We start from the raw sequence: 20,150 nt of genomic DNA, 5'->3' as shown, positions 1-20,150 counted from the left end.
GAATTGACTGAAGGCCAGGAGCGTGGGGCGGAGGGCCGAAATCATCGTGGGGGAGCATTAGCGGGGCGTTTGGCCCTGTCCAGTCGCGTAACGGGAGAAACCCTCGCTGTTCTGAGGATTTGGGGTAATGATCACCGCCCGTCAGGATCGGGGGAGTTTGACATGGTGTGGTGGTGGTGGATCGCTCCGGCGGTCGTTGGCCTGATCGGCGGCGTCCTGCTGATCCGCGGCCTGATGGCCCTGTTCCAGGGCCGGGTGTTCAGCGGCCTGCTGGTCGGGGCGGGCGGCGCGGGCTTCATGGCCGCAGCCGCGATCGCCGCCCTGCTGGCGCTGGACGTCCAGACCTATGGCCGACTGACCTATGAGCGGCCGGTGGCGACCATTCAGACCCGGCAGCTGGGCCCGCAGTATTTCGAGGCCACGGTGATGCAGCCCGGCATGGGCGAGGACGCGCCGGGGGTCAGCAACCTGTATCCGCTGCACGGCGACGAATGGCGCATCGAGGCGCAGGTGCTGAAGTGGAAGCCCTGGGCCAATGTGCTGGGCCTCGACGCCCAGTACCGGCTGGACCGGCTGTCGGGCCGCTATCACTCGATCGAGCAGGAAATCAACGCGACGCGCAGCGTGCATCCTCTGTCGGGCGGCGACGCGGGACCGGACTGGCTGCCCTGGCGGATCAGCGCCTGGGACGCGGCGCGGAAATACCGGAAATACGTCGATGCGGTCGACACCCTGTACGGCGGCGGCGCCTATATGCCGATGGCCGACGGGGCCAATTACGAGGTCTGGATCACCCAGTCCGGCCTGGTGGCCCGTCCCGCCAACGACGCGGCCCGCGCAGCCTCGGCCGGGGGCTGGACGGAAGTCCAGTAGTCTCCTCCCTGTCGCGCAGCGATGGGGAGGTGGCGCAGCGCGTCTTCGCGCCGTGACGGAGGGGCTGGCTGCGGCGCGCTCGGATAGGCGCCCCCTCCACCGCTTCGCGGTCCCCCTCCCCATTCGCCAAGCGGCGAACGGGGAGGAGACTTCAAACCGTTCCGATCGTCCTCAACCGCGCGCGGGGATGGACCTCGTTCTGGCTCATCACCACCGTCTGGCCGCGGAAGCGTTCGATGATCGAGCGGACATAGGGGCGGATCTGCGGGCCGGTCAGAAGGACCGCGGTCTCGCCGGCCATGGCGGCGCGTTCGAACACGTCGCGGACGGCGCGGATGAAGTCCTGCAGCCGGGACGGGGCCATGGCCAGCTGGCGGTCCTCGCCCTGACCGATCAGGGCGTCGGCGAAGGCGGCCTCCCACTCCGGCGACAGGGTGACGATCGGCAGGGCGCCGTCGTCGCCCTTGTGCTGCCAGCACAGCTGCCGGGCGAGGCGGCCGCGGACGTGTTCGACCAGGGTGGTGACGCTGGAGGTGTGGGGGGCGGCCTCGGCCAGACCCTCGAGGATGGCGCCCAGATCGCGGATCGAGACCTTCTCGCGCAGCAGGGTCTGGAGAACACGCTGCAGGGTGGTGACGGTGACGACCGAGGGGATCAGTTCGTCGACCAGCTTCTTCTCCTCGGTCCCCAGTTCCTTGAGCAGCTTCTGCACCTCGGCATAGGTCAGCAGGTCCGCCATGTTCTCCTTGAGGATCTCGGTCAGGTGGGTGGTCAGCACCGTCGAGGGATCGACGATGGTGTAGCCGCGGAAGGTCGCCTCCTCGCGCAGGCTTTCGTCGATCCAGGTGGCGGGCAGGCCGAAGGCGGGTTCCCTGGTGTGTTCGCCGGGCAGTTCGACCTGACGGCCGGCGGGGTCCATGGCCATCAGGGAGCCGAGGCGGACCTCGCCCTGCCCGGCCTCCATCTCCTTGATGCGGATGGCGTAGCCCTGGGTGCCCAGACGCATGTTGTCGAGGATGCGCACCGACGGCATGACGAAGCCGTACTCCTGGGCCAGCGAGCGGCGCAGGGCGCGGACCTGGTCGGTCAGGCGGCGGCCTTCCAGATCGTTGATCAGGGACAGCAGCGAATAGCCCAGCTCGATCTTGACCTCGTCGATGGTCAGGGCGGTGCTGATCGGCTCCTCGACGTCTTCCTTGGGACCCGAGGCGGTGGCGGCCATCTCGGCCTCGGTCGGCCTGGGCCTGAGCCGCTGGCGACCCAGCCGCCAGGCCATGAAACCGGTCCCGATGGCCAGGGCCGCGAACGGGATCAGCGGCATGCCGGGGATCAGGCCGATCAGGCCGGCGGCGGCCGAGACCACGCCGAGGCTGACGGGGTTTGTCGCCAGCTGGGCGACCAGGGCCTTGTCGGCCGTGCCCTCGACGCCGGCCTTGGAGACCAGAAAGCCGGCGGCGATGGAGATGATGATGGCGGGAACCTGGGTCACCAGGCCGTCGCCGATGGTCAGGGCGACGTAGGAGTTGGCCGCGTCGCCGATGCTCATGCCGTGCTGGAGCGTGCCGATGAGGATGCCGCCGATGGCGTTGATGAAGACGATGATCAGGCCGGCCACGGCGTCGCCGCGCACGAATTTCGAGGCGCCGTCCATGGCGCCGAAGAAGGTGGATTCCTGTTCCAGCTCCTTGCGGCGGCGCTTGGCGGTCTCCTCGTCGATCAGGCCGGACGACAGGTCGGCGTCGATGGCCATCTGCTTGCCCGGCATGGAGTCCAGGGTGAAGCGGGCCGAGACCTCGGCGATCCGGGTCGAGCCCTTGGTGATGACCACGAAATTCACCACCAGAATGATGGCGAAGATGATGATGCCGATGATGAAGCTGCCGCCCATCATCAGGGCGCCGAAGGCCTCGATGACCTGGCCGGCGCCGCCGGTGCCCTCGTGACCATGGCTGAGCACCAGCCGCGTCGAGGCCAGGTTCAGGCCTAGTCGGAACAGGGTGGTGACCAGCAGGACGGTCGGGAAGATGGCGAAGTCGAGCGGCTTCTTCATCATCACGGCGGTCATCAGGATCAGCACGCTGGAGACGAGCGACAGCGCCAGGAGCACATCCATCAGGAAGGCCGGGATCGGCAGGATCAGCAGCAGGATGACGCCGATGACGCCGATGGCCATCGCCACCTCGCCGCGCACGACCCAGCCCATCATGTCGCGGCCGGTGGGGCGCGCCATGCCGTCGCGCATCATGGTCGAGGCGGGGATATCGGTCATGCGCGGCCGAGGGCGGACAGGGCGAGGCGGGTCGCGTCGGCGATGATGGCTTCATTGGCGGCCGCCGCCGTCCGCGAGGTCGCGTGATAGTAGACCGCGATGACGACGGGCCGGCCCGTGGGCGGATAGAGGACGCCGATATCGTTCGTGGGGCCGTATCCGCCGGTCCCGGTCTTGTGCGCGACCGTCCAGCCCGCCGGGACGCCGGCCTTGATGCGCCCCTGGCCGGTCGGCGTATCGACGAGCCAGCGCATCAGCAGTGTCTTTGAGGGGACGGTCAGGGGCGTCTCGGCAGACACCAGAAGGCGGATCATATTGGCCATCGAACGGGCCGGTTTGATGGTGTCCTTTTCGCCATCCAGCCGGTTCATCTCGGGCTCGAGACGGTCCACGCGCGTGCTGTCGTCGCCGATGCCGCGATAGAAGGCGCGGAGGGCGTCGATGCCTCCCAGTTCGCGGATCAGGATATTGGCGGCAGGGTTGTCGCTCAGCTCGACCGTGCCCTTCATCAGCTGTTCGATGGTCAGGGTCGAACCAATGGCCGGCTCGGTGGCCGGTGCATGGTTGATCATGTCGGCGCGCGTGATCGGTACGGCGCGGTCGAGCCGCTCTTCCCCCGTCTGCACCCGCAGCAGGGTCGCAGCAGCCAGGTACATCTTGAAGGTCGAGCAGTAGACGAAGCGCTCTTGGCCCCGCCAGGCGAGATTGCGCCCGTTCTCCATGTCCATGGCGGCGAAGCCGAGCCGACCGCCGCCGCGCGCCTCGAGCGCGGAGAGGTCGAGGGCTTCTGTCGGGACGATGAACGCGGGCCGCGCCGGTTGCTCTCGCGGCGCGACTTCAGGCCCGGTCTGCTGCGAACAGCCCATCACCCCCAGCGCGCCGAGGCCGGTCAGGACGCTTCTGCGGTCCGTTCCCCTGCGCATGATCAGGCGGCCGCGTAGCCGGAAGCCGCGACGCCGCTCTGGGGAGCGATGATCTGCACGCCCTCGTCGGCGTATTCGTTCAGCTTGTTGCGCAGGGTGCGGATCGAGATGCCGAGGATGTTGGCCGCATGGGTGCGGTTGCCGAGGCAGTGCGACAGGGTGTCGAGGATCAGCGTCTTCTCCATCTGCGCCACCGTCTGACCGACGTGGGCGCGGGTGACGGCGTCGGCGGTCTGGGCGGCGCGGGCGGCGGGGCTGTCATAGCCGGCGGCGCCGTGGGATCCGGCGCTGAGGGGCTGGCCGTCGGGCAGGCGGATGGCCTCAACGTCGATCTCGGGTCCGACGGCCAGAAGCACGGCGCGGTGCATCGCGTTCTCCAGCTCACGGACGTTGCCGTTCCAGCGATGCGAGATCAGGGCGCGGCGGGCGTCGGCCGAGATCGGCCGCACCGGCACGCCGTTGGCGGCGGCGTATTTCTTGACGAAGTGATCGGCCAGAACGGAGATGTCGCCCGGCCGCTCGCGCAGGGCCGGCAGACGCAGGTTCACGACGTTCAGGCGGTAGAGCAGGTCTTCGCGGAAGGTCCCCTCGGCCACCGACTTGGCGAGGTCGCGGTTGGACGTGGCGATGATGCGGATGTTGACCGGAACCGGCTTGGTCCCGCCGACACGGTCGATGACCCGCTCCTGGATGGCGCGCAGCAGCTTGGCCTGCAGGCGGACGTCCATCTCGGAGATTTCGTCCAGCAGCAGGGTGCCGCCGTCGGCCTCCTCGAACTTGCCGATGCGGCGGGCCATGGCCCCTGTGAACGAGCCCTTCTCGTGGCCGAACAGTTCCGATTCCAGCAGATTGTCGGGAATGGCGGCGCAGTTGACGCTGATGAAGGGCCGGTCGGCGCGCTTCGAACCATTGTGGAGGTAGCGGGCCATCACCTCCTTGCCGACGCCGCTTTCGCCGGTGATCAGGATCGAGGCCTCGGAACGGGCGACCTGGTCGGCCAGCATGATGACCGCCTTCATCGACGGATCGGCCGAGATCAGCGGACGGTCGTCGTCGGCGACGGCGGACAGGACCGCGGCGATCAGATCGGCCTCGGGCGGCAGGGGGATGAACTCCTTGGCCCCGGCGCGGATGGCGTCCGCCGCATCCTTGGCGTCGGCGTCGACGCCGCAGGCCACCACCGGAACATGGATCCGCTCGGCCTCATTGGCCGCGATCAGACCGGCGATGTCGATGCGGTAGTCGACCATCAGCAGGTCGGCGCCCTGCCCGCGACGGAGCTGCTCCGTCGCCTGATCGCCGCGCTCGACGTGACTGACCTTGGCGCCGTGCGCCATGGCCATCTTCACCGCCGTCGCCAGCTGTCCGCTGAGCCTGCCAACCACCAGAAGCCGCATCGGTCTTCTCCTCTATTCTGTACGCACTGTCCGGCCGCCGATCAGGCGCCGGAGTCCTCGGTCTTGATGATTTCCGTCATGGTCACGCCCAGGCGGTCCTCGACGACGACGACCTCCCCGCGGGCGACCAGACGGTTGTTGACGAAGATGTCGATGGCCTCGCCGACCTTGCGGTCCAACTCCAGCACGCTGCCGCGGTTGAGCTTGAGCAGCTGGGCCACGGACATATGGGCCTTGCCCAGCACGGCCGAGATGTTGACCGGCACGTCGAAGACCGGGGTGAGGTCGTGCGCGGTCTTGTCGGACGGATCATCGCTGACGGTGATCGCGACGGAGTCCGGGAACTCCTCCAGGGCCATGGTGTCGGACGCCATTACGGCCTCCCTTCCATCGAGGTTTCGGGGGTGAGGTTTTCGGCATGCCCGGCCTCGGCGGCGAGGGCGGAGTTCAGGGCCTCGCTCATGCGGGCGAAGGCTTCGGCGGGATCGAAGGCGGCGCGGCCGTCGGCCCATTCCAGCTGGAAGGCGGCGGGCGCCATGCCCGGTTCAGTGCGGAAGGCGACGATGCCCGAGAAGCCGGCGTCGGCGCACAGCTGCTGGAGCCGCGCATGGGTCGTCTCCGTCAGGTCGCCGGTGCGGATGACCAGTCGCGGCGAGGCGTCGATCTCCTGGCCCAGGGCTTCCAGCGCGGCCTGCAAGGGCGCCTCGGGGTGGCGGTCGAGGGCGGAGGCGGACACTACGCGGGCGGCGGTCAGGGCCAGTTCGGCGGCCTGCCGACGGTGCAGCTGCGCGACCTGGGCCAGGGCGGGGGCGGCGGAGGTCAGGGCCTGGCCGATGGCGGACAGGGCCATGGTCTGGATGCTGTCGACCTCGGCCAGGGCCTCGTTGCGGGCGTCCAGCCGGGCCTGGGCGACCAGGGCGTCGACCTCGGCCGGGCCGTAGGCGCGCTTGATCGGGCGGAAGGCGGCGGCGCTGACGACCACGCCCGCGGCGTCGAACTCGGTGTCGAAGGAAAAGGGGGTGCTGAGGGGCTGATGGGTCATGTCAGTAGATCAACTCGTCGTCGCCGCCCTGGCCGACCAGCATGATCTCGCCCTTGGCGGCGAGATCCTTGGCGACCTGGACCATGGCCATCTGGGCCTGATCGACGTCCTTGAGGCGGACCGGGCCCATGGACTCCATGTCCTCGCGCATGATCTTGGCGGCGCGCTCGGACATGTTGGAGAAGAACAGTTCGCGCAGGGATTCCGACGAGCCCTTCAGGGCCAGGCCGAGGGAGTCCTTCTCGACCGCGCGCAGCAGGGTCTGGATGCCGCCGGGGTCCAGCTTGGCCAGATCCTCGAACACGAACATCAGGGCGCGGATGCGCTCGGCCGCCTCGCGGTTGCGCTCTTCCAGCGCGCCGATGAAGCGGGCCTCGGTCTGACGGTCGAAGCTGTTGAAAATGTCGGCCATCATCTCGTGGCTGTCGCGCTTGGACGTGCGCGCCAGGTTGGACATGAATTCGGTGCGCAGGGTCTGCTCGATCTTGTCGAGGATTTCGCGCTGGACCGGCTCCATGCGCAGCATGCGCTGGACGCATTCGAGGGCGAAGTCCTCGGGCAGGCTGGTCAGGACGCGCGCGGCGTGGTCCGGCTTCACCTTGGACAGGACCACGGCGACGGTCTGGGGGTATTCGTTCTTCAGATAGTTGGCGAGGACGGCCTCGTTCACATTGCCGAGCTTGTCCCACATGGTGCGGCCGGCGGGGCCGCGGATCTCCTCCATCAGGCCTTCGACGCGGTCGCTGGGCATGAAGGAGGCCAGCAGGCGCTGGGTCTGTTCGAAACTGCCCATGACCGCGCCCGAGCCGCTCATGCCCGAAACGAATTCGACCAGCAGTTCCTCGACGACCTGGGCGCTGACGGTGCCCAGAGAGGCCATGGCCTGGGAGATTTCCTTGATCTCGTCCTCGTCCAGCCCCTGCCAGAGCCGGGTGTGGTCCTCGCCCAGCGACAGCAGGATGACGGCGGCCTTTTCAGGCCCCGTCAGCTTCCTGGCGTCCTCGACCGCCGGCTTCTTGTTGGCCAGGCGCGCCATCAGCCCTCGTGCACCCAACTGCGCAGGATGGAGGTGGATTCGTCAGGATGCTTCTCGACGAAGTCCGCGACCTTCTTGACCGAGGAGGCCTTCACCTGACCCTCGATGCGGGCGATGTCGAGCCGCTGGTCCATCTCCGACGGACCGGCCAGCTGGGGCATGACGCCGCCGGCGCCGCCCATGATGGTGGTCTGCAGCGAGGTCACGCCGCCGCCGCCCGCGGCCGCGCCGGCGAGTTGCAGCTGGCCGGCGCCCGCGCCGCCTCCGGCCGATTTCAGCAGCGGACGAAGGACGAAGAAGATCAGGAGCAGGCCGGTAATCAGCAACACCAGCAGCTCCACGCCGCGCATGATGTCGTCCTTGGTGAAGTTGAACAGCGACGACGCCGCCTCCTCCCCGCCGACCACGGCCAGATCGCGGTTGAAGCGGGTGTTCAGCACCTCGATCCGATCGCCGCGCGTCGTGTCGATGCCGACCGCCGCGGCGACCAGCGACTTGATTTGCTCGATCTCCGCCGGCGTGCGCGCGGCGTAGGTCGGGGCGCCGCCGTTGGCTGCGGGCGTCCATCGGCCGTCCACCGCGACCGAAACGGCCAGACGTTTGATCTCGCCGGCCTCCTTGACGGTGGTCGTGGTGGTGTTGGAGATCTCGTAGTTGGTGGTCTCGGTATTGGCGGTGTCGCGCGATCCGGCGGTTCCGGTCGCCGGCGCCTCGCCGCCGGGGATGTTGTTCGTCGCCGTGGCCCCGCCGTCCGACGTCGGCTGGGTATCGGTGGACTCCGTTCCGTTGGTCGAGGTGGAGCGCACCACCTGGCCGTCCGGATCGTAGCGCTGTTCCTGGGTGGTGGAGCGGCTGTGGTCGATGTCGGCGGTGACCTGGACCCGCGCGCCGCCCACGCCGACGACGCCCTCGACGATGTCCATGATCCGCGCCTGCAACCGGGCCTCGGTGGTCTCCTGCGCATCCTGGGCGGAGGCGGCGCTGAAGCCCTCGGAGTCCGAGCCGGCCGCCAGGGTGCGGTTGGAGGTGTCGGTCAGGGTCACCTTCTCGGGCTTCAGATTGGGCACCGAGGAGGCGATGACGTTGCGGATGGCCTGGACCTGGGCGCCCGACAGCTGACCGCCGGTGACCCCCACGACCACGGAGGCGGTGGGTTCGGCGGCGTCGGACTGGAACAGCTCGCGGCGCGGCAGGGCGATCATGACGCGGGCGGAGGTGATGCCGCGCATCGACAGGATGGTGCGGGCCAGTTCGCCCTCGAGGGCGCGCTTTTCGTTGAGGTTTTGCTGGAACTCGGTCTGGCCGAGGACCGACTGGTTGTCGAAGATCTCGTAGCCGACCGAGCCGGAGGTCACGAGCCCCTTGCCGGCCACCAGCATGCGCGCCTCGCCGACCTCGTCGCGGCTGACGAAGATGGTCGAGCCGTCGCCTTTCGAGGAATATTTGATGCCGGCGCTGTCGAGGGCGGTGGTGACCTCGGACGCTTCCTGGAGGTCGAGGTTGGAATACAGCAGGGCGTCCGGGGCCTGGCCGATGCGCAACATGACGGCGACCAGCACGGCCGCGACGCCGGCGGCGACGCCCAGCACCACGGTCAGCCGACCGATCCCGAATCTCTGCAACGCCGCCGTGAAGCCGCCCACGCGTCCCGCCCCGAATACTCACGGGTCCTTACAGACGCCCGCTAGGCAGAAACTGCCGCCTTCGTGGTAAATGCGGGGTTAAGACCTTTGGACGATCAGTGTTTTTTGCGCTTCTGCATGACGAAGCCGATGACCTTGGCGGCCGCCTCGAAATGCTCGCGCGGGATGGTCTCGTCGATGTCGACCGCGGCGTAGAGGGCGCGGGCCAGGGGGACGTTCTCGACGATCGGGACATTGTGCTCGCGCCCGACCTCGCGGATCCGCATGGCGAGGGCGTCGACCCCCTTGGCCACGCAGATCGGCGCGGGGTCACCCTCGCCGGGCTCGTAGCGCAGGGCGACCGAATAGTGGGTCGGGTTGGTGACGATCACCGTGGCCCTGGGCACGTTCTGCATCATCCGCTGGCGGCTGCGCTGGTTCCGGATCTGTCTCAGCTTGGCCTTGATGTGCGGGTCGCCTTCGGACTGTTTGTAGTCTTCCTTGGTCTCTTCCTTGGTCATCTTCATCCGCTCGGCGAAGCGGTATTTCTGCCAGAGGAAGTCCGCCCCCGCGGTGAAGCCCAGGAAGATGATCGTCGACATCATCAGGGCCACGGCCAGGTCGCGCGCCGCCGGCAGGATCATGGCGGGCGGCATGGCGGCCATGTTCTCGAGCTCGCGCAGATGCGGCTTCAGCACCAGCCAGCAGATCACGCCGACCGCCAGCAGCTTGAGGAAGGTCTTGATGAACTGGACCAGGCCGTCGGGACCGAAGATCCGCTTGAACCCCTTCAGCGGATCGACCTTGGACCAGTCGGGTTTCAGCTTTTCCGCGGTGAACAGCAGGCCGGACTGGGCCACATTGCCGCCGACGCCGCCGAGGATGGTGGCCAGCATGACCACGCCGAGGAAGGGCGCCGCGGCCCAGAGCGCCATGCTTCCGATCTCGACCCCGGCCCCGGCGTCGAGACCGCCCAGCATGGTGTGCGGGGCGGCGATGAAGGGCAGAAGCTGTTCGGCCATGGAGTTGGCGAACCAGCCGCCGGACATCAGCACCACCGCGGCCGCGCCGGCCAGGGAGAGCGCCGCGGCGACATCCGGCGACTTGGCGACATCGCCCTTCTTGCGGGCGTCCGCGAGTTTTCGCGGGGAGGCCTCTTCTGTCTTCGAGTCGGGATCCGGCGTATCAGCCACCGGCGCCTCCGACGAAGACATTGGCCAGGGCGCGGTAGCGGTCGATGAAGACCGTTCCGACCACGCCGAGGCTGAGGGCGAAGACCGACAGGCCCAGCAGGATGCTGAGCGGGGCGGCGGCGAAGAAGACCTGGAACGACGGCATCACCCGGCCGACGAGGCCCGAGGCGAGGTTGAAGATCAGGGCGAAGACCAGCAGGGGCGCGGACAGCTGCACGCCCAGCATGAAGGCGTCGCCCACGGTGCGAATGGCCAGCGAGGCGAAGTCGCCGGTGAGCAGCGGCCCGACCGGCCGGATCAGCTCATAGGATCCCACCAGGCCGGCGATGAACAGGTGATGGGTGTTGGTGGCGAAGATCATGGTCGTGCCCAGCAGCATCAGGAAGGCGCCGATGGTCGAGCCGGGCTGGACCTGCATCGGATTGGCCGTCTGGGCGAAGGCCAGGGTGGTCTGCAGGGCGACGATCTCACCGGCGGTGGCGAGGGCGGTCAGGAAGGACCGCAGAAGGGCCCCGATCATCAGACCGACGATGACCTCGCGGATGATCCAGCCCGCCATGCCGCCCACGGTCGCCGGCAGGGCGGGCAGGGCTCCGGCGATCACCGGCCACAGGGCGAGACTGACGACCAGGGCCAGCGACAGGCGGATGCGCGGCGAGACATAGCTCTCGCCGACGCCGGGAAGCATCAGCAGCACGGCGCCGATCCGCGAAAAGATCAGCGCGCCCTGCCAGACCTGGTCCGATGTCGCCCAGGGCTCCACCTATTGGCGTCCCATGGCGATCACATGCCGGCGATGCGCGCCGCGATCGTCCGCATGAAACCGCCCAGAAGCGCTCCCATCAGCGGCAGGAACAACAGCAGGCTGACGAAGATGGCGATGATCTTCGGGGCGTAGATCAGGGTCTGTTCCTGGATCTGGGTCAGGGCCTGAAACAGGCCGATGACCACGCCGACGACCAGACCGACCAGCAGGACGGGCGCGCACAGCTGGATCGTCAGCCACAGGGCGTCGCGCCCCACATCCATCACTTCCGCGCCGTTCATTCCGCACTCCGACTCACTGGTTGGCCCCCCGCCCGGTCGGCGGGGCCCGACCGGGCAGAAAATGCCGGGAGCGTGGTTAACGAGGGGTTAGGATGGCGCGTCGCCCTTGCCCGCCCGACCCGGGCGCCCCAGCTAGGGGACCCGTCGCCTTTCGCCTCCAGGACCTGTGATGACCGATCCCCGCACCCTCCCCGACGACGACTGCGACGGCTCCTGGAAGGAGCGCGAGGCGCTGGCGCGAGCCGCCGGGACCCCACTGCCGAAACCTGGCGGGCGGCGACCCGAGCTGGACCTGCCGGACGAGGACGAGGTCCGGTCGGCGGTGCGGACCCTGATCCGCTGGACCGGGGACGATCCCGACCGCGAGGGGCTGGTCGACACCCCCGACCGGGTGGCGCGCAGCTATCGCGAGATGTTCGCCGGCTATGACGTCGACCCGCGCGAATATCTGGAGCGCACCTTCGAGGAGGTCGGGGGTTATGACGAGCTGATCGTGCTGAAGGACATCCGCTTCGTCAGCGTGTGCGAGCACCACATGCTGCCGGTGATCGGCAAGGCGCATGTCGCCTATCTGCCCACCGACCGGGTGGTCGGCATCTCCAAACTGGCGCGGGTGGTGCGGGGCTACGCCCGCCGGCTGCAGATCCAGGAGAAGATGACGGCCGAGATCGCCCGCGCCATCCAGGAGGTGCTGCAGCCGCAAGGCGTCGGCGTCGTCATCGAGGCTGAGCACAGCTGCATGACCCTGCGCGGGGTCAACGCGCCCGGGACCAGCCTGATCACCAGCCACCTGATGGGGGTGATCCGTGACGACGCCCGGACCCGGGAAGAATTCCTGAGGCTGGTGCGGGGCTAGGACCCGCTCTCCAGCCCCCGGTTGCGACTACCGGCGCGGCAAGGGGCGCATCACCTGGTCCAGCACCATGCGGGCGGCGCGGCGTCCGATTTCCTCGCCTGCCTCGTTGGAGAACCGGTAGTGGACGCCGCCGTAGATGCGTGAGTCCGAGACCTCCTGGACCCATTCGTCCCAGCTGGGCAGCACCTGGACCGCCGAGTTCGGGATGGCCTGCGATGCGACCCGGACGCCGGTCGCCGGTCGCGGACCGACCTCGTTCTCCATCACCTCGCCGAGCGCCCCGGCGACGGTGCAGTGGCCGCAGGGATATTCGGCGAAATTGGGCGTGCCCAGCAGCGGGACCCAGCCGACGTCGGGCGCCGTCGCGTCATTGCCGTCGTCGGCGCCGTTGCGGATGGCGGTGATCGGCCGCCAGAAATCGTAGTGGGCCTTGGCCGCGCTCATGGCCATGACGGCGTCGTCGAAGGCCATCTGATAGACCGCGAACATGCGGGCGTTCTGCACCGGCGTGCGGCCCGGAGCGTCGGCCGCGAGGCGCATCGACGGAGTCAGGTCGAACGCCTGACGATAGCGGGCCGCAAGGGTCTGGGTCGGCGTCCGTTCGGTGCTCGTCCGGCCGCCCAGCCGGCGCACCTCGTCGTAGTCGCGCGCCCAACGTTCGCTGTTCAGGGCGGGCGGCGGCGGCGGACGCAGGGCCTCGGCGCTGGGGATGACCCACGGCTTGAAGGCCGACATGAAGGGCTCGATCTGCGGCAGAGAGGTGGCGATCCATTGGCCCGGGCGCGTGACCGGCCGATAGGGCGTCTGGACGATGGCGGGGTCGATCCCGCCGGCGGCCATGGCGGCGGCCGCCGCCTGTTCGCCGATCAGACGGCCGGCTTCGCGTTTCGCCGCATCCGGAACAGCCTGCATGGCGATGGCGTAGCTGTCGTCCAGCGCGGCTTTCTGGGCCGGATAGTGCTGGACGAGGACGAGGTAGGCGGCGGTGACGGCGGCCGCGTCCTGCGACGCGGTGGGATCGCCCGCCGGCAGGTTGAGATAGCTTTCATACCGCCGGTCGATCGCGTTCAGCGCCTCGAACATGGCGAGCGAGACGCGCGACGTGGACCGCATCTGGTCCGGCGTCCCCGACCCGCCCGGCGGCGCCAGTTTGTTGGCGAACTCCCACCAGTCCGACACCGTGTCCGCCGCCGCCGGCTGTGCGAACACCAGGGCCGCGGCCACAGTTATTCCCATGATGACATTACGCATCTTCGTTTCTCCCACCGATGTTTGTTGTTGTTGGTGTTGGACTACCCGTCCGCCGACGCCCCGAGGGGGACGGCCGGAGCGGTCTTGAAGGCCCGGCTGATCCGGACCCAGACAAGCCAGAAGAGCATGACGCCGAGCGGCGCCAGGCCGAGCACTGTGGTCAACGGACCGCGCAGGGCGGCCGGTATCTCGTCCGCCTGTCCGAAGAAGAAGGAGCCGGTGGCGATGAAGAAGGCGGCGCACATCCGCCACAGATGACGCGCGATCCGCGGCACGCCCTTCAGGCCGCGCCGACGCAGCATGGTGAAGTCCGCCAGCGCCGCCAAGGTCGCGATCACGGCGAAGGCGTAGAGGGTCGGATCGCCCGTGAGCCGGCCGAACACCGCCCCGGCCGCGGCCATGGCCAGGGCGAACAACAGGGCGCCGGTCTCGAACCCGCCGAGGGCGCCTTCGGGACGCTTCACCGTCATCCAGCCGGTGGTTACCAGATACAGGGCCATGAGGCTGGCCACGATATTGGTCGGCACGATCTCGGGCAGGAAGGGCGAGACGCCTCCGGCGACCCCGGCCATGACCAGCATGGAGACGAAGAAGACGTTGCCGGCGGCCCGGTGCACGGGGTCACCCTTGCGCGCGATCACCGCCACGGCGGCCGCGATCATGGCGACGGAGGCGCCGGCGATGTGCAGGAACAGCAGGATCGCGGCGAAGGCGTGCAGGATGGCCGGGGCTTCGGGCCCGAAGCGCAGGATGTTGTCGGCGGCGGCGGCTTCCATGATCGGATGTCCCCCTGATCAGATCGGGCTGCGCGAGCGGCGCAGGCGGATGGCGGCGAACAGGAACAGGGCGGCGACCAAGAGGCCGATCCACACGCCCGGCTGGCCGAACAGGCGCGCGGGATCGAGGTCGGCCAGACTGGTCACTGGCGCCTCCCCCCGGCTGCCCACGGTGAAGGGGCCGGTGAAGCCGCCGGTGAGGCGGCCCGCGAGATGGCTGAAGGTCGGCCCGGCGCCGAAGGCCAGACGCCCGACGATGGCGATCGCCGCCAGCGGGGCCAGGGCCCAGACGAAGGGCACACGGCGCGCCCAGGCCGAGACCAGCAGCATCCAGGCGAAGACCGGCGCATGCCACAGCGTCATGAACGTCAGGCCGTAGGCCAGGACGGTCCACAGGAACGGAAGGTCGAGCTCCGCCCACAGCAGCCTGGGGTCGAAACCGTTCGCCAACCAGACGAGGGACGTCAGGGCGGCGACGGCCAGATGCGCCACGACGACGAGGGTGAAGACGATCACCGGCATCAGGAGAGTCGGAACCGCCGCCTTGGACAGGACCGTCATCAGGTCCGAGACCGGCAGGGATTTCCAGAACAGGATGCTGCGGTCGCGCCGCTCGCCGTGCAGGGCGGCGAGGCAGTAGAGGATGGAGACGACCACCCCGCCGAGGAACACGGTCCCGGCCACGAAGCCGAAGGGCTCCATATAGTCGTAGGTCGAGGCGGGATCGGCGAGCCGGGCGGCGCGCTCGGCGTTCGACAGGTGAAGCGAGCCGATGAACGTGCCGATCACGCCCAGGGCGGCGACCGCGGCGGGGGCGATATAGAGGACGCGATGCTCCCAGAGCTCGCGTCGGATGAGCCAATAGAAGGTCCGCAGAGGGGCGGGCCAGGTCGGGACGGCGACCGCCGGGGCGTCGGACAGGGGTTCGGGATCGCGGGTCATGCCGCCTCCCGCGCCGTCTGCGTCCCGCCCATCAGGGCGACGAAGACATCGGCCAGACCGGGCGAGCGCACCTCGCCGAGGGCGGCGAGCGGTTCGCGGGCGACCCCGTCGAACAGCAGGATGCTGCGGCCCAGCAGCGTGCGTTCATGGAGGGGCCGCAGGGCGCGCGCGGCGGCGAGCCGGTCGGGTCCGACGACCACTTCCAGGTAGCGGTCCTGAACTTCCTCCATGGAGGCGTCGAGCACGATACGGCCGCGGTCGAGGAAGACTACATCGGTCAGGATATGCTCGACCTCGGCGACGTCGTGGGTCGAGACGAGGATGGTGCGGTCGCCGTCGAAATAGTCGTTCAGCAGGGTGTCGTAAAACTGCTTGCGATACAGGATGTCGAGACCCAGCGTCGGCTCGTCCAGCACCAGCAGCTTCACATCCACCGCCATGATCAGGGCGAGGTGCAGTTGGGTGACCATGCCCTTGGAGAGATCGCGGATCCGGCTGGCGTGGCGGATCGTGGTGCGGGCGAGGAAGCTCTCGGCCCGGGCGCGATCGAAGCGCGGATGAACGCCGGCCATGAAGTCCAGCGCCTGCCCGACCCGCATCCAGCGCGGCATGACGGCGACGTCGGCGATGAAGCAGACGTCGTGCATCAACGAGCCGCGTTGGGCCCATGGATCGCGGCCCAGAACCTCCAGCTCTCCCTCGCAGGCGGTGAGGCCGACGATGGCGTGAAGCGTGGTGCTCTTGCCCGCCCCATTGGGGCCGATCAGGCCGACGATGCGGCCCGCCTCCACGGTCAGGTCGACACCGTCGAGGGCGATGGTTGAGCCGAAGGCCTTGCGCAGGCCGCGGGCGCGGATGCAGCTCATCGGCTCAGTCCTCCGCCGGCTTGGGCGGCACGCCGCCCAGCAGGTCCTGCGTCAGGCCCAGCCGCTGGATGGTCGCGTGAATTTCGGGCCACTGTTCGGCCAGGAACCGCTGGCGTTCGGCCCGCAGCAGCAGTTCCCGCGCGCCGGCGTTGATGAACATGCCGAGCCCGCGCCGCTTCTCGACCAGCTGCTCGTCGACCAGCTGCTGGTACGCCTTGAGCACCGTCAGCGGATTGACCCGGCTCTCGGTCGCGACCGTGCGGACGGAGGGCAGCGGATCGCCCTCGCTGAGGAGTCCGTCCAGAATCATGGCGACCACGCGATCGCGTATCTGGCGATAGATCGGCTGACCGTCGTTCCACTCTGAATCCATCGTCCCTTCCGGACGCCCCCTCGCAGTGGTTCGGCCCAATGCGGTACCGAACTGGTGTTATACATGACTATAACACCTCAGGAACGCAAGCGGTTTTTGCTGAGGCGCGATTCCTGTGGGGAATGCGCTACCCTTGAGGCTCGGACGGGATCGCCGGACGGGGAGAGCGCGCCACATGGGCCGGCTGATCGAGGAACTGGACTATCGCGCGACCGCCATGGGGCCGCTGATCCTTCGGCGACGCTGGGTGGCAGCGATCGACGCCGATGTGGTCGAGGTCATCCTCGGCGAAGAACATCTGATGTCCAGCCTGTTCACGGTCGGGGAGACCGAACTGGCCGTCCGGGGTCTGGCGGCGGCGAAAGGCGCGTCGCTGCGGGTCCTCGTGGGCGGTCTGGGGCTGGGCTACACGGCCCGCGCCGCCCTGGCCGATGACCGCGTCACGTCCGTGGATGTGGTCGACGCCCTCGCCCCGGTGATCGAATGGCACGAGGCCGGGCTGGTGCCGCTCGGCGAAAGCCTGGGGCAGGAGCCGCGGTGCCATCTCAAACCGGGCGACTTCTTCGGCTGGTTCGATACGCCGCGGGGCCCGACGGAGCGCTACGACGTCGTCCTGCTCGACATCGATCATTCACCGCGCGCCCTGCTTCACCCCGAACACGCACGCTTCTATGCGGTCGACGGCCTGCAACGCCTGAGGGACGGGATCACCGAGGGCGGAGTCTTCGCCATGTGGTCAGACGAGGGGCCGGACGCAGACTTCATCGCCCTGCTCGAGGCCGTCTTCGCCAATGTCCGCGCCGAGGTCGTCGCCTTCGACAATCCCCTGACCGGCGGCGCATCGACCTGCACCATCTACGTCTGCGACCGGATCTGAAGACGCCGCGCTGACGGCCCGGTCCTTGCGGAATTCGCCTCAGAAGAGGTGTTTCCCATGGCCTGGACCGCGATTTCGACCCGAAATGAGACACCGCCCATCGTGCGCGGCGGGTGGCTGGACGCCCTGCGTTTCATTGTGGCGGCCCTGATCATCCTGCATCACTTCCAGGGCGCGGGACCGCTGGTCCTGGCCGAGGACCTGCATCCGGTGTTCGAGCGGGGCGGCTTCCTGCTCACCAACTTCTTCCTGATCGACAGCGGCTATGTGCTGATGCGGGTCTATGGCGGCTCGCTCGCCGGAGGGCGGATGTCGGCGGGCGACTTCTTCGCCAAACGCTTCCTGCGGGTCTGGCCGGCGCACATCATCATGGGACTGAGCCTCGTCGCCCTCGTCGTCGGAGGGACGGCGATCGGCGTCGGGCCGCGGGCGCCGGAGTGGTTCGCCTGGGACCAACTGCCGGCCCAGCTGGGTCTGGTGCAGGCGTTCGGGATTCCGGGCGGCTACGGCTGGAATGCGCCCAGCTGGTCGATCTCGGCCCTGATCGGCTGCTACCTCGCCTTCCCGTGGATCCTGAAAGGTCTGGCCCGGCTGGGACCGTGGACCGTGCTGGCGCTGGGCGTCGGCCTGTATCTGGTCGCCAACCAGCTGACCTGGAGCCTGTTCGGCTATCCCGTCTATCAGATGCCGATGGGCTACGGCTTCATCCGCGCCCTGCCCCTGTTCTTCCTTGGCATGGCCCTGGCCTGGTTCGCCCAGAAGGTCTGGATCGCGCCGAAGCTGGCCGGCTGGGCCGGGATCGGCGCGGCGCTGATGCTGGCCTTCGTGCAGTATTTCGACAAACACGCCCTGATCTCGCTGGTCTGCATCTCGACCATCATCCTGGCGGCCGGCGCCGTGCCGACGCCGCGGCCCTCGAAATGGGTGGAGAAGGCGGCGCAGGTTTCCTTCTCGATGTTCATCACCAATGAGGTGGTGCGGATCGCCTGGTTCGGCGTGGCCAATGTCATGATCGCGAAGTTCGCCCTGCCCGTCGCCGCCCAGTGGGCGCTGTGGGGGATGGGTGTGATGGCGGCCTTCGTCTTCGCCTTCCTGTTCCATGTACTGATCGACACCCCGATCCAGGACCGCATCCGGGTCTGGTTGAAGGGCCGGTCAAGGCCGCGTCCGATGGGTGCAACCCAGCCCGTGCCGGCGCTGGAAGGCTGAACAGGGCTCAGCCGCCGCAGGCGCGCAGCGAGTCGGCGACCTCGATCCTTCCGCCCTTCATGACCAGACGGGGAGCCCGCAGGGGCGCAAGGCCCTGGGTGGGGTCGCCCTCGACCGCGACCAGATCGGCCCACGACCGGGGCCTCAGCACGCCGAGGGCGTCGTCGCCCAGCAGACGGCCCGCCTCCCAGGTGGCGGCCTGAAGGGCCTGGGTCGGCGTCAGGCCGGCCTCGACATAGCCGTCCAGTGTCGCGCGCGACCCGGCCCCGCGGCCGGCCGCATAGGGGAAGTAGAGGTCCGAGCCGAGCGCGATCCGCACGCCGAGGCGATGCGCCCGCATGAGCCGGTCACGACCGGCCTGCAGGTGGCGGTCGATCTCCTCGCGCGGCGGCTGCTGCGGCCAGGACGCCGTGAACTCCAGCGCCATCTCCAGCGAGGGGTCGGTGGGCGTCAGCCAGACGCCCCTGGCCGCCATCAGCCGCAGGCTCTCGTCGGAGATTTCATAACCGTGCTCGATCGAGGCGACGCCGGCCTCGACCGCCTCGCGGATGGCCGCGTCGGAGGTGGCGTGGGCGGCGACGGGAACGCCGTGGCGCTTCGCCTCGGACACGATGGCCTCGAGCTCGGCGACCGACAGCCGGGTGCGCTGGGGCGTCGCCTCGGGGTAGACCTTGATGACGTCGGCCCCGCGGGCGACGGCCTCGCGGACGGCCGCGCGGGCGTCGTCGACGCCGTTGACGATCCGGTACTCGCCGGCGACCAGCTGATGCGGATCGCCGGTCAAGGGCTCAAGCTGGCCGCCTTCCGGCGCCAGGCCCGGGCCGGAGCCGTAGATGCGCGGGCCGGAAACGCGACCCTCGTTCACGCCGCGCTCCAGCATCAGATCGAGGAAACGGCCCGAATTGCCGAGGTCCCGGACCGCGGTGAAACCGGCCTCCAGATACTGCCGGGCGCGCTGGGCCCCGACCAGGGTGCGGTAGACGTCGCCATCGACGCCCCGGTCGCGGGCGGCCACCTCCGACAGACCCTCGCCCTGGCCCTGTTCCAGCATGAGGTGGGTGTGGGCGTCGATCAGGCCCGGGATGACGGCGCAGCGCCCCAGGTCGACCACCGTCGCGCCATCGGGCGCCGCCAGTCCCTGCCCCACCTCGACGACCCGCTGGCCGCGGATCAGGATGTCGCGCGGTCCGACCATGCGGCCGGCCTCGGAATCGAACAGGTTCCCGGCCCGGACGAGGACGGTCGGCGGCGGCGCGCCCTGGGCCTGGACGGCGGCGGGGAGACAGGCGGTCATGAGGGCTGCGGCGCAGGCGGCGAGGGTCGAGCGGGACATGGAAACTCCGGTGTGTCGTTCCCGTCAGAGGCGCCGGCGCCGCGCGCCGGATGCGGGGAGGTGGATGAAATTCCCGTAAGCCTGGCCTAGAGGGAAATGGTGAACCCTGATCCCCTCCCTGTCGATCCCGCCGCCCTGGCCCGAGCCGCCGACGCCGGGGACGGCGCGGCCGCGCACCGACTGGCGGTGCTGACGGCGATCGGACTGGGCGCGCCGCAGGACTGGGGCCGCGCCCTGGCGCTTCTCGATCGGGCGGCGCAGCTGG

Annotated in this window: 20 protein-coding genes; 4 read left to right on the top strand and 16 right to left on the bottom strand. The window is 68.9% G+C overall.

Annotation, left to right across the window (positions count from 1 at the left end):
- Positions 1-162: 162 nt before the first annotated feature.
- Complete coding sequence (locus tag QQJ79_RS08870; protein ID WP_284222569.1) at positions 163-873, top strand: hypothetical protein; 711 nt, start codon at positions 163-165, stop codon at positions 871-873.
- Positions 874-1,024: 151 nt separating this feature from the next.
- Here the strand turns inward: QQJ79_RS08870 and flhA are convergent, their stop codons facing one another.
- The 10 genes from flhA to fliQ all read right to left on the bottom strand — a co-directional run bounded on the left by flhA (position 1,025) and on the right by fliQ (position 11,402).
- Positions 1,025-3,118, bottom strand: a complete 2,094-nt coding sequence (gene flhA / locus QQJ79_RS08865; protein WP_284222581.1) for a flagellar biosynthesis protein FlhA — start codon at positions 3,116-3,118, stop codon at positions 1,025-1,027.
- Between the two features lie 20 nt (positions 3,119-3,138).
- Complete coding sequence (bla, locus tag QQJ79_RS08860) at positions 3,139-4,065, bottom strand: class A beta-lactamase (protein ID WP_284222568.1); 927 nt, start codon at positions 4,063-4,065, stop codon at positions 3,139-3,141.
- A gap of 2 nt (positions 4,066-4,067) precedes the next feature.
- Positions 4,068-5,462: a sigma-54-dependent transcriptional regulator FlbD gene (flbD, locus tag QQJ79_RS08855; protein ID WP_284222567.1), complete on the bottom strand. Its 1,395-nt coding sequence runs from the start codon at positions 5,460-5,462 to the stop codon at positions 4,068-4,070.
- 41 nt (positions 5,463-5,503) lie between these two features.
- Complete coding sequence (gene fliN / locus QQJ79_RS08850) at positions 5,504-5,836, bottom strand: flagellar motor switch protein FliN (RefSeq protein ID WP_284222566.1); 333 nt, start codon at positions 5,834-5,836, stop codon at positions 5,504-5,506.
- Entirely contained in the window at positions 5,836-6,504 is a 669-nt protein-coding gene (locus QQJ79_RS08845) for a FliH/SctL family protein (RefSeq protein WP_284222565.1), read from the bottom strand. The genes fliN and QQJ79_RS08845 overlap by 1 nt, the downstream gene beginning before the upstream one ends.
- Position 6,505: 1 nt before the next feature.
- Positions 6,506-7,540 carry a flagellar motor switch protein FliG gene (gene fliG / locus QQJ79_RS08840; protein ID WP_284222564.1) on the bottom strand — a complete coding sequence of 345 codons (1,035 nt, stop codon included), beginning with the start codon at positions 7,538-7,540 and terminating at the stop codon, positions 6,506-6,508.
- Positions 7,540-9,183 carry a flagellar basal-body MS-ring/collar protein FliF gene (fliF, locus tag QQJ79_RS08835; protein ID WP_284222563.1) on the bottom strand — a complete coding sequence of 548 codons (1,644 nt, stop codon included), beginning with the start codon at positions 9,181-9,183 and terminating at the stop codon, positions 7,540-7,542. Before fliF ends, fliG begins: the two co-directional genes overlap by 1 nt.
- A 95-nt stretch (positions 9,184-9,278) precedes the next feature.
- Entirely contained in the window at positions 9,279-10,355 is a 1,077-nt protein-coding gene (gene flhB, locus QQJ79_RS08830) for a flagellar biosynthesis protein FlhB (RefSeq protein ID WP_284222562.1), read from the bottom strand.
- Positions 10,348-11,118, bottom strand: coding sequence for a flagellar biosynthetic protein FliR (gene fliR, locus QQJ79_RS08825; protein WP_284222561.1), 771 nt, complete (start codon positions 11,116-11,118; stop codon positions 10,348-10,350). The genes flhB and fliR overlap by 8 nt, the downstream gene beginning before the upstream one ends.
- Before the next feature lie 20 nt (positions 11,119-11,138).
- Positions 11,139-11,402 (bottom strand): flagellar biosynthesis protein FliQ, encoded by a 264-nt coding sequence (gene fliQ / locus QQJ79_RS08820; RefSeq protein WP_284222560.1) that lies wholly within the window; start codon positions 11,400-11,402, stop codon positions 11,139-11,141.
- Between the two features lie 169 nt (positions 11,403-11,571).
- Between fliQ and folE the strand changes: the two genes are divergently transcribed.
- Positions 11,572-12,258 (top strand): GTP cyclohydrolase I FolE, encoded by a 687-nt coding sequence (folE, locus tag QQJ79_RS08815; protein WP_284222559.1) that lies wholly within the window; start codon positions 11,572-11,574, stop codon positions 12,256-12,258.
- Between the two features lie 27 nt (positions 12,259-12,285).
- Here the strand turns inward: folE and QQJ79_RS08810 are convergent, their stop codons facing one another.
- From QQJ79_RS08810 to QQJ79_RS08790, 5 genes are read right to left on the bottom strand one after another with little or no spacing between them, the layout of a single operon-like run.
- The gene (locus tag QQJ79_RS08810; protein ID WP_284222558.1) at positions 12,286-13,509 is read right to left on the bottom strand and encodes a vanadium-dependent haloperoxidase; all 1,224 of its coding nucleotides are present in this window, start codon (positions 13,507-13,509) and stop codon (positions 12,286-12,288) included.
- A gap of 41 nt (positions 13,510-13,550) precedes the next feature.
- Entirely contained in the window at positions 13,551-14,285 is a 735-nt protein-coding gene (locus QQJ79_RS08805; protein ID WP_284222557.1) for a hypothetical protein, read from the bottom strand.
- An 18-nt stretch (positions 14,286-14,303) separates the two neighbouring features.
- Complete coding sequence (locus QQJ79_RS08800) at positions 14,304-15,227, bottom strand: hypothetical protein (protein WP_284222556.1); 924 nt, start codon at positions 15,225-15,227, stop codon at positions 14,304-14,306.
- Complete coding sequence (locus QQJ79_RS08795) at positions 15,224-16,093, bottom strand: ABC transporter ATP-binding protein (RefSeq protein ID WP_284222555.1); 870 nt, start codon at positions 16,091-16,093, stop codon at positions 15,224-15,226. Before QQJ79_RS08795 ends, QQJ79_RS08800 begins: the two co-directional genes overlap by 4 nt.
- Positions 16,094-16,097: 4 nt before the next feature.
- Positions 16,098-16,466, bottom strand: coding sequence for a GntR family transcriptional regulator (locus QQJ79_RS08790; RefSeq protein WP_284222554.1), 369 nt, complete (start codon positions 16,464-16,466; stop codon positions 16,098-16,100).
- Between the two features lie 175 nt (positions 16,467-16,641).
- On the opposite strand from QQJ79_RS08790, the gene QQJ79_RS08785 reads away from it, so the two are divergent.
- Complete coding sequence (locus tag QQJ79_RS08785) at positions 16,642-17,343, top strand: spermidine synthase family protein (RefSeq protein WP_284222553.1); 702 nt, start codon at positions 16,642-16,644, stop codon at positions 17,341-17,343.
- Positions 17,344-17,400: 57 nt separating this feature from the next.
- Positions 17,401-18,552: an acyltransferase family protein gene (locus tag QQJ79_RS08780; protein ID WP_284222552.1), complete on the top strand. Its 1,152-nt coding sequence runs from the start codon at positions 17,401-17,403 to the stop codon at positions 18,550-18,552.
- Between the two features lie 7 nt (positions 18,553-18,559).
- Here the strand turns inward: QQJ79_RS08780 and QQJ79_RS08775 are convergent, their stop codons facing one another.
- Positions 18,560-19,885 carry an amidohydrolase family protein gene (locus QQJ79_RS08775; RefSeq protein WP_284222551.1) on the bottom strand — a complete coding sequence of 442 codons (1,326 nt, stop codon included), beginning with the start codon at positions 19,883-19,885 and terminating at the stop codon, positions 18,560-18,562.
- Positions 19,886-20,150: the final 265 nt, after the last annotated feature.

Origin of the sequence: Brevundimonas denitrificans (assembly GCF_030160755.1) — a bacterium.
Classification (GTDB): domain Bacteria; phylum Pseudomonadota; class Alphaproteobacteria; order Caulobacterales; family Caulobacteraceae; genus Brevundimonas; species Brevundimonas denitrificans.
This window is presented reverse-complemented; position numbering and strand designations above follow the sequence as displayed.

Coding starts and splice junctions, on each gene's coding strand:
- QQJ79_RS08785 (WP_284222553.1), top strand. CDS start 16,642: ATGGGCCGGCTGATCGAGGAACTGGACTATCGCGCGACCGCCATGGGG.
- fliQ (WP_284222560.1), bottom strand. CDS start 11,402: ATGAACGGCGCGGAAGTGATGGATGTGGGGCGCGACGCCCTGTGGCTG.
- bla (WP_284222568.1), bottom strand. CDS start 4,065: ATGCGCAGGGGAACGGACCGCAGAAGCGTCCTGACCGGCCTCGGCGCG.
- fliG (WP_284222564.1), bottom strand. CDS start 7,540: ATGGCGCGCCTGGCCAACAAGAAGCCGGCGGTCGAGGACGCCAGGAAG.
- QQJ79_RS08845 (WP_284222565.1), bottom strand. CDS start 6,504: ATGACCCATCAGCCCCTCAGCACCCCCTTTTCCTTCGACACCGAGTTC.
- flbD (WP_284222567.1), bottom strand. CDS start 5,462: ATGCGGCTTCTGGTGGTTGGCAGGCTCAGCGGACAGCTGGCGACGGCG.
- QQJ79_RS08810 (WP_284222558.1), bottom strand. CDS start 13,509: ATGCGTAATGTCATCATGGGAATAACTGTGGCCGCGGCCCTGGTGTTC.
- folE (WP_284222559.1), top strand. CDS start 11,572: ATGACCGATCCCCGCACCCTCCCCGACGACGACTGCGACGGCTCCTGG.
- QQJ79_RS08795 (WP_284222555.1), bottom strand. CDS start 16,093: ATGAGCTGCATCCGCGCCCGCGGCCTGCGCAAGGCCTTCGGCTCAACC.
- QQJ79_RS08780 (WP_284222552.1), top strand. CDS start 17,401: ATGGCCTGGACCGCGATTTCGACCCGAAATGAGACACCGCCCATCGTG.
- QQJ79_RS08790 (WP_284222554.1), bottom strand. CDS start 16,466: ATGGATTCAGAGTGGAACGACGGTCAGCCGATCTATCGCCAGATACGC.
- flhA (WP_284222581.1), bottom strand. CDS start 3,118: ATGATGCGCGACGGCATGGCGCGCCCCACCGGCCGCGACATGATGGGC.
- QQJ79_RS08805 (WP_284222557.1), bottom strand. CDS start 14,285: ATGGAAGCCGCCGCCGCCGACAACATCCTGCGCTTCGGGCCCGAAGCC.
- QQJ79_RS08775 (WP_284222551.1), bottom strand. CDS start 19,885: ATGTCCCGCTCGACCCTCGCCGCCTGCGCCGCAGCCCTCATGACCGCC.
- fliN (WP_284222566.1), bottom strand. CDS start 5,836: ATGGCGTCCGACACCATGGCCCTGGAGGAGTTCCCGGACTCCGTCGCG.
- QQJ79_RS08800 (WP_284222556.1), bottom strand. CDS start 15,227: ATGACCCGCGATCCCGAACCCCTGTCCGACGCCCCGGCGGTCGCCGTC.
- QQJ79_RS08870 (WP_284222569.1), top strand. CDS start 163: ATGGTGTGGTGGTGGTGGATCGCTCCGGCGGTCGTTGGCCTGATCGGC.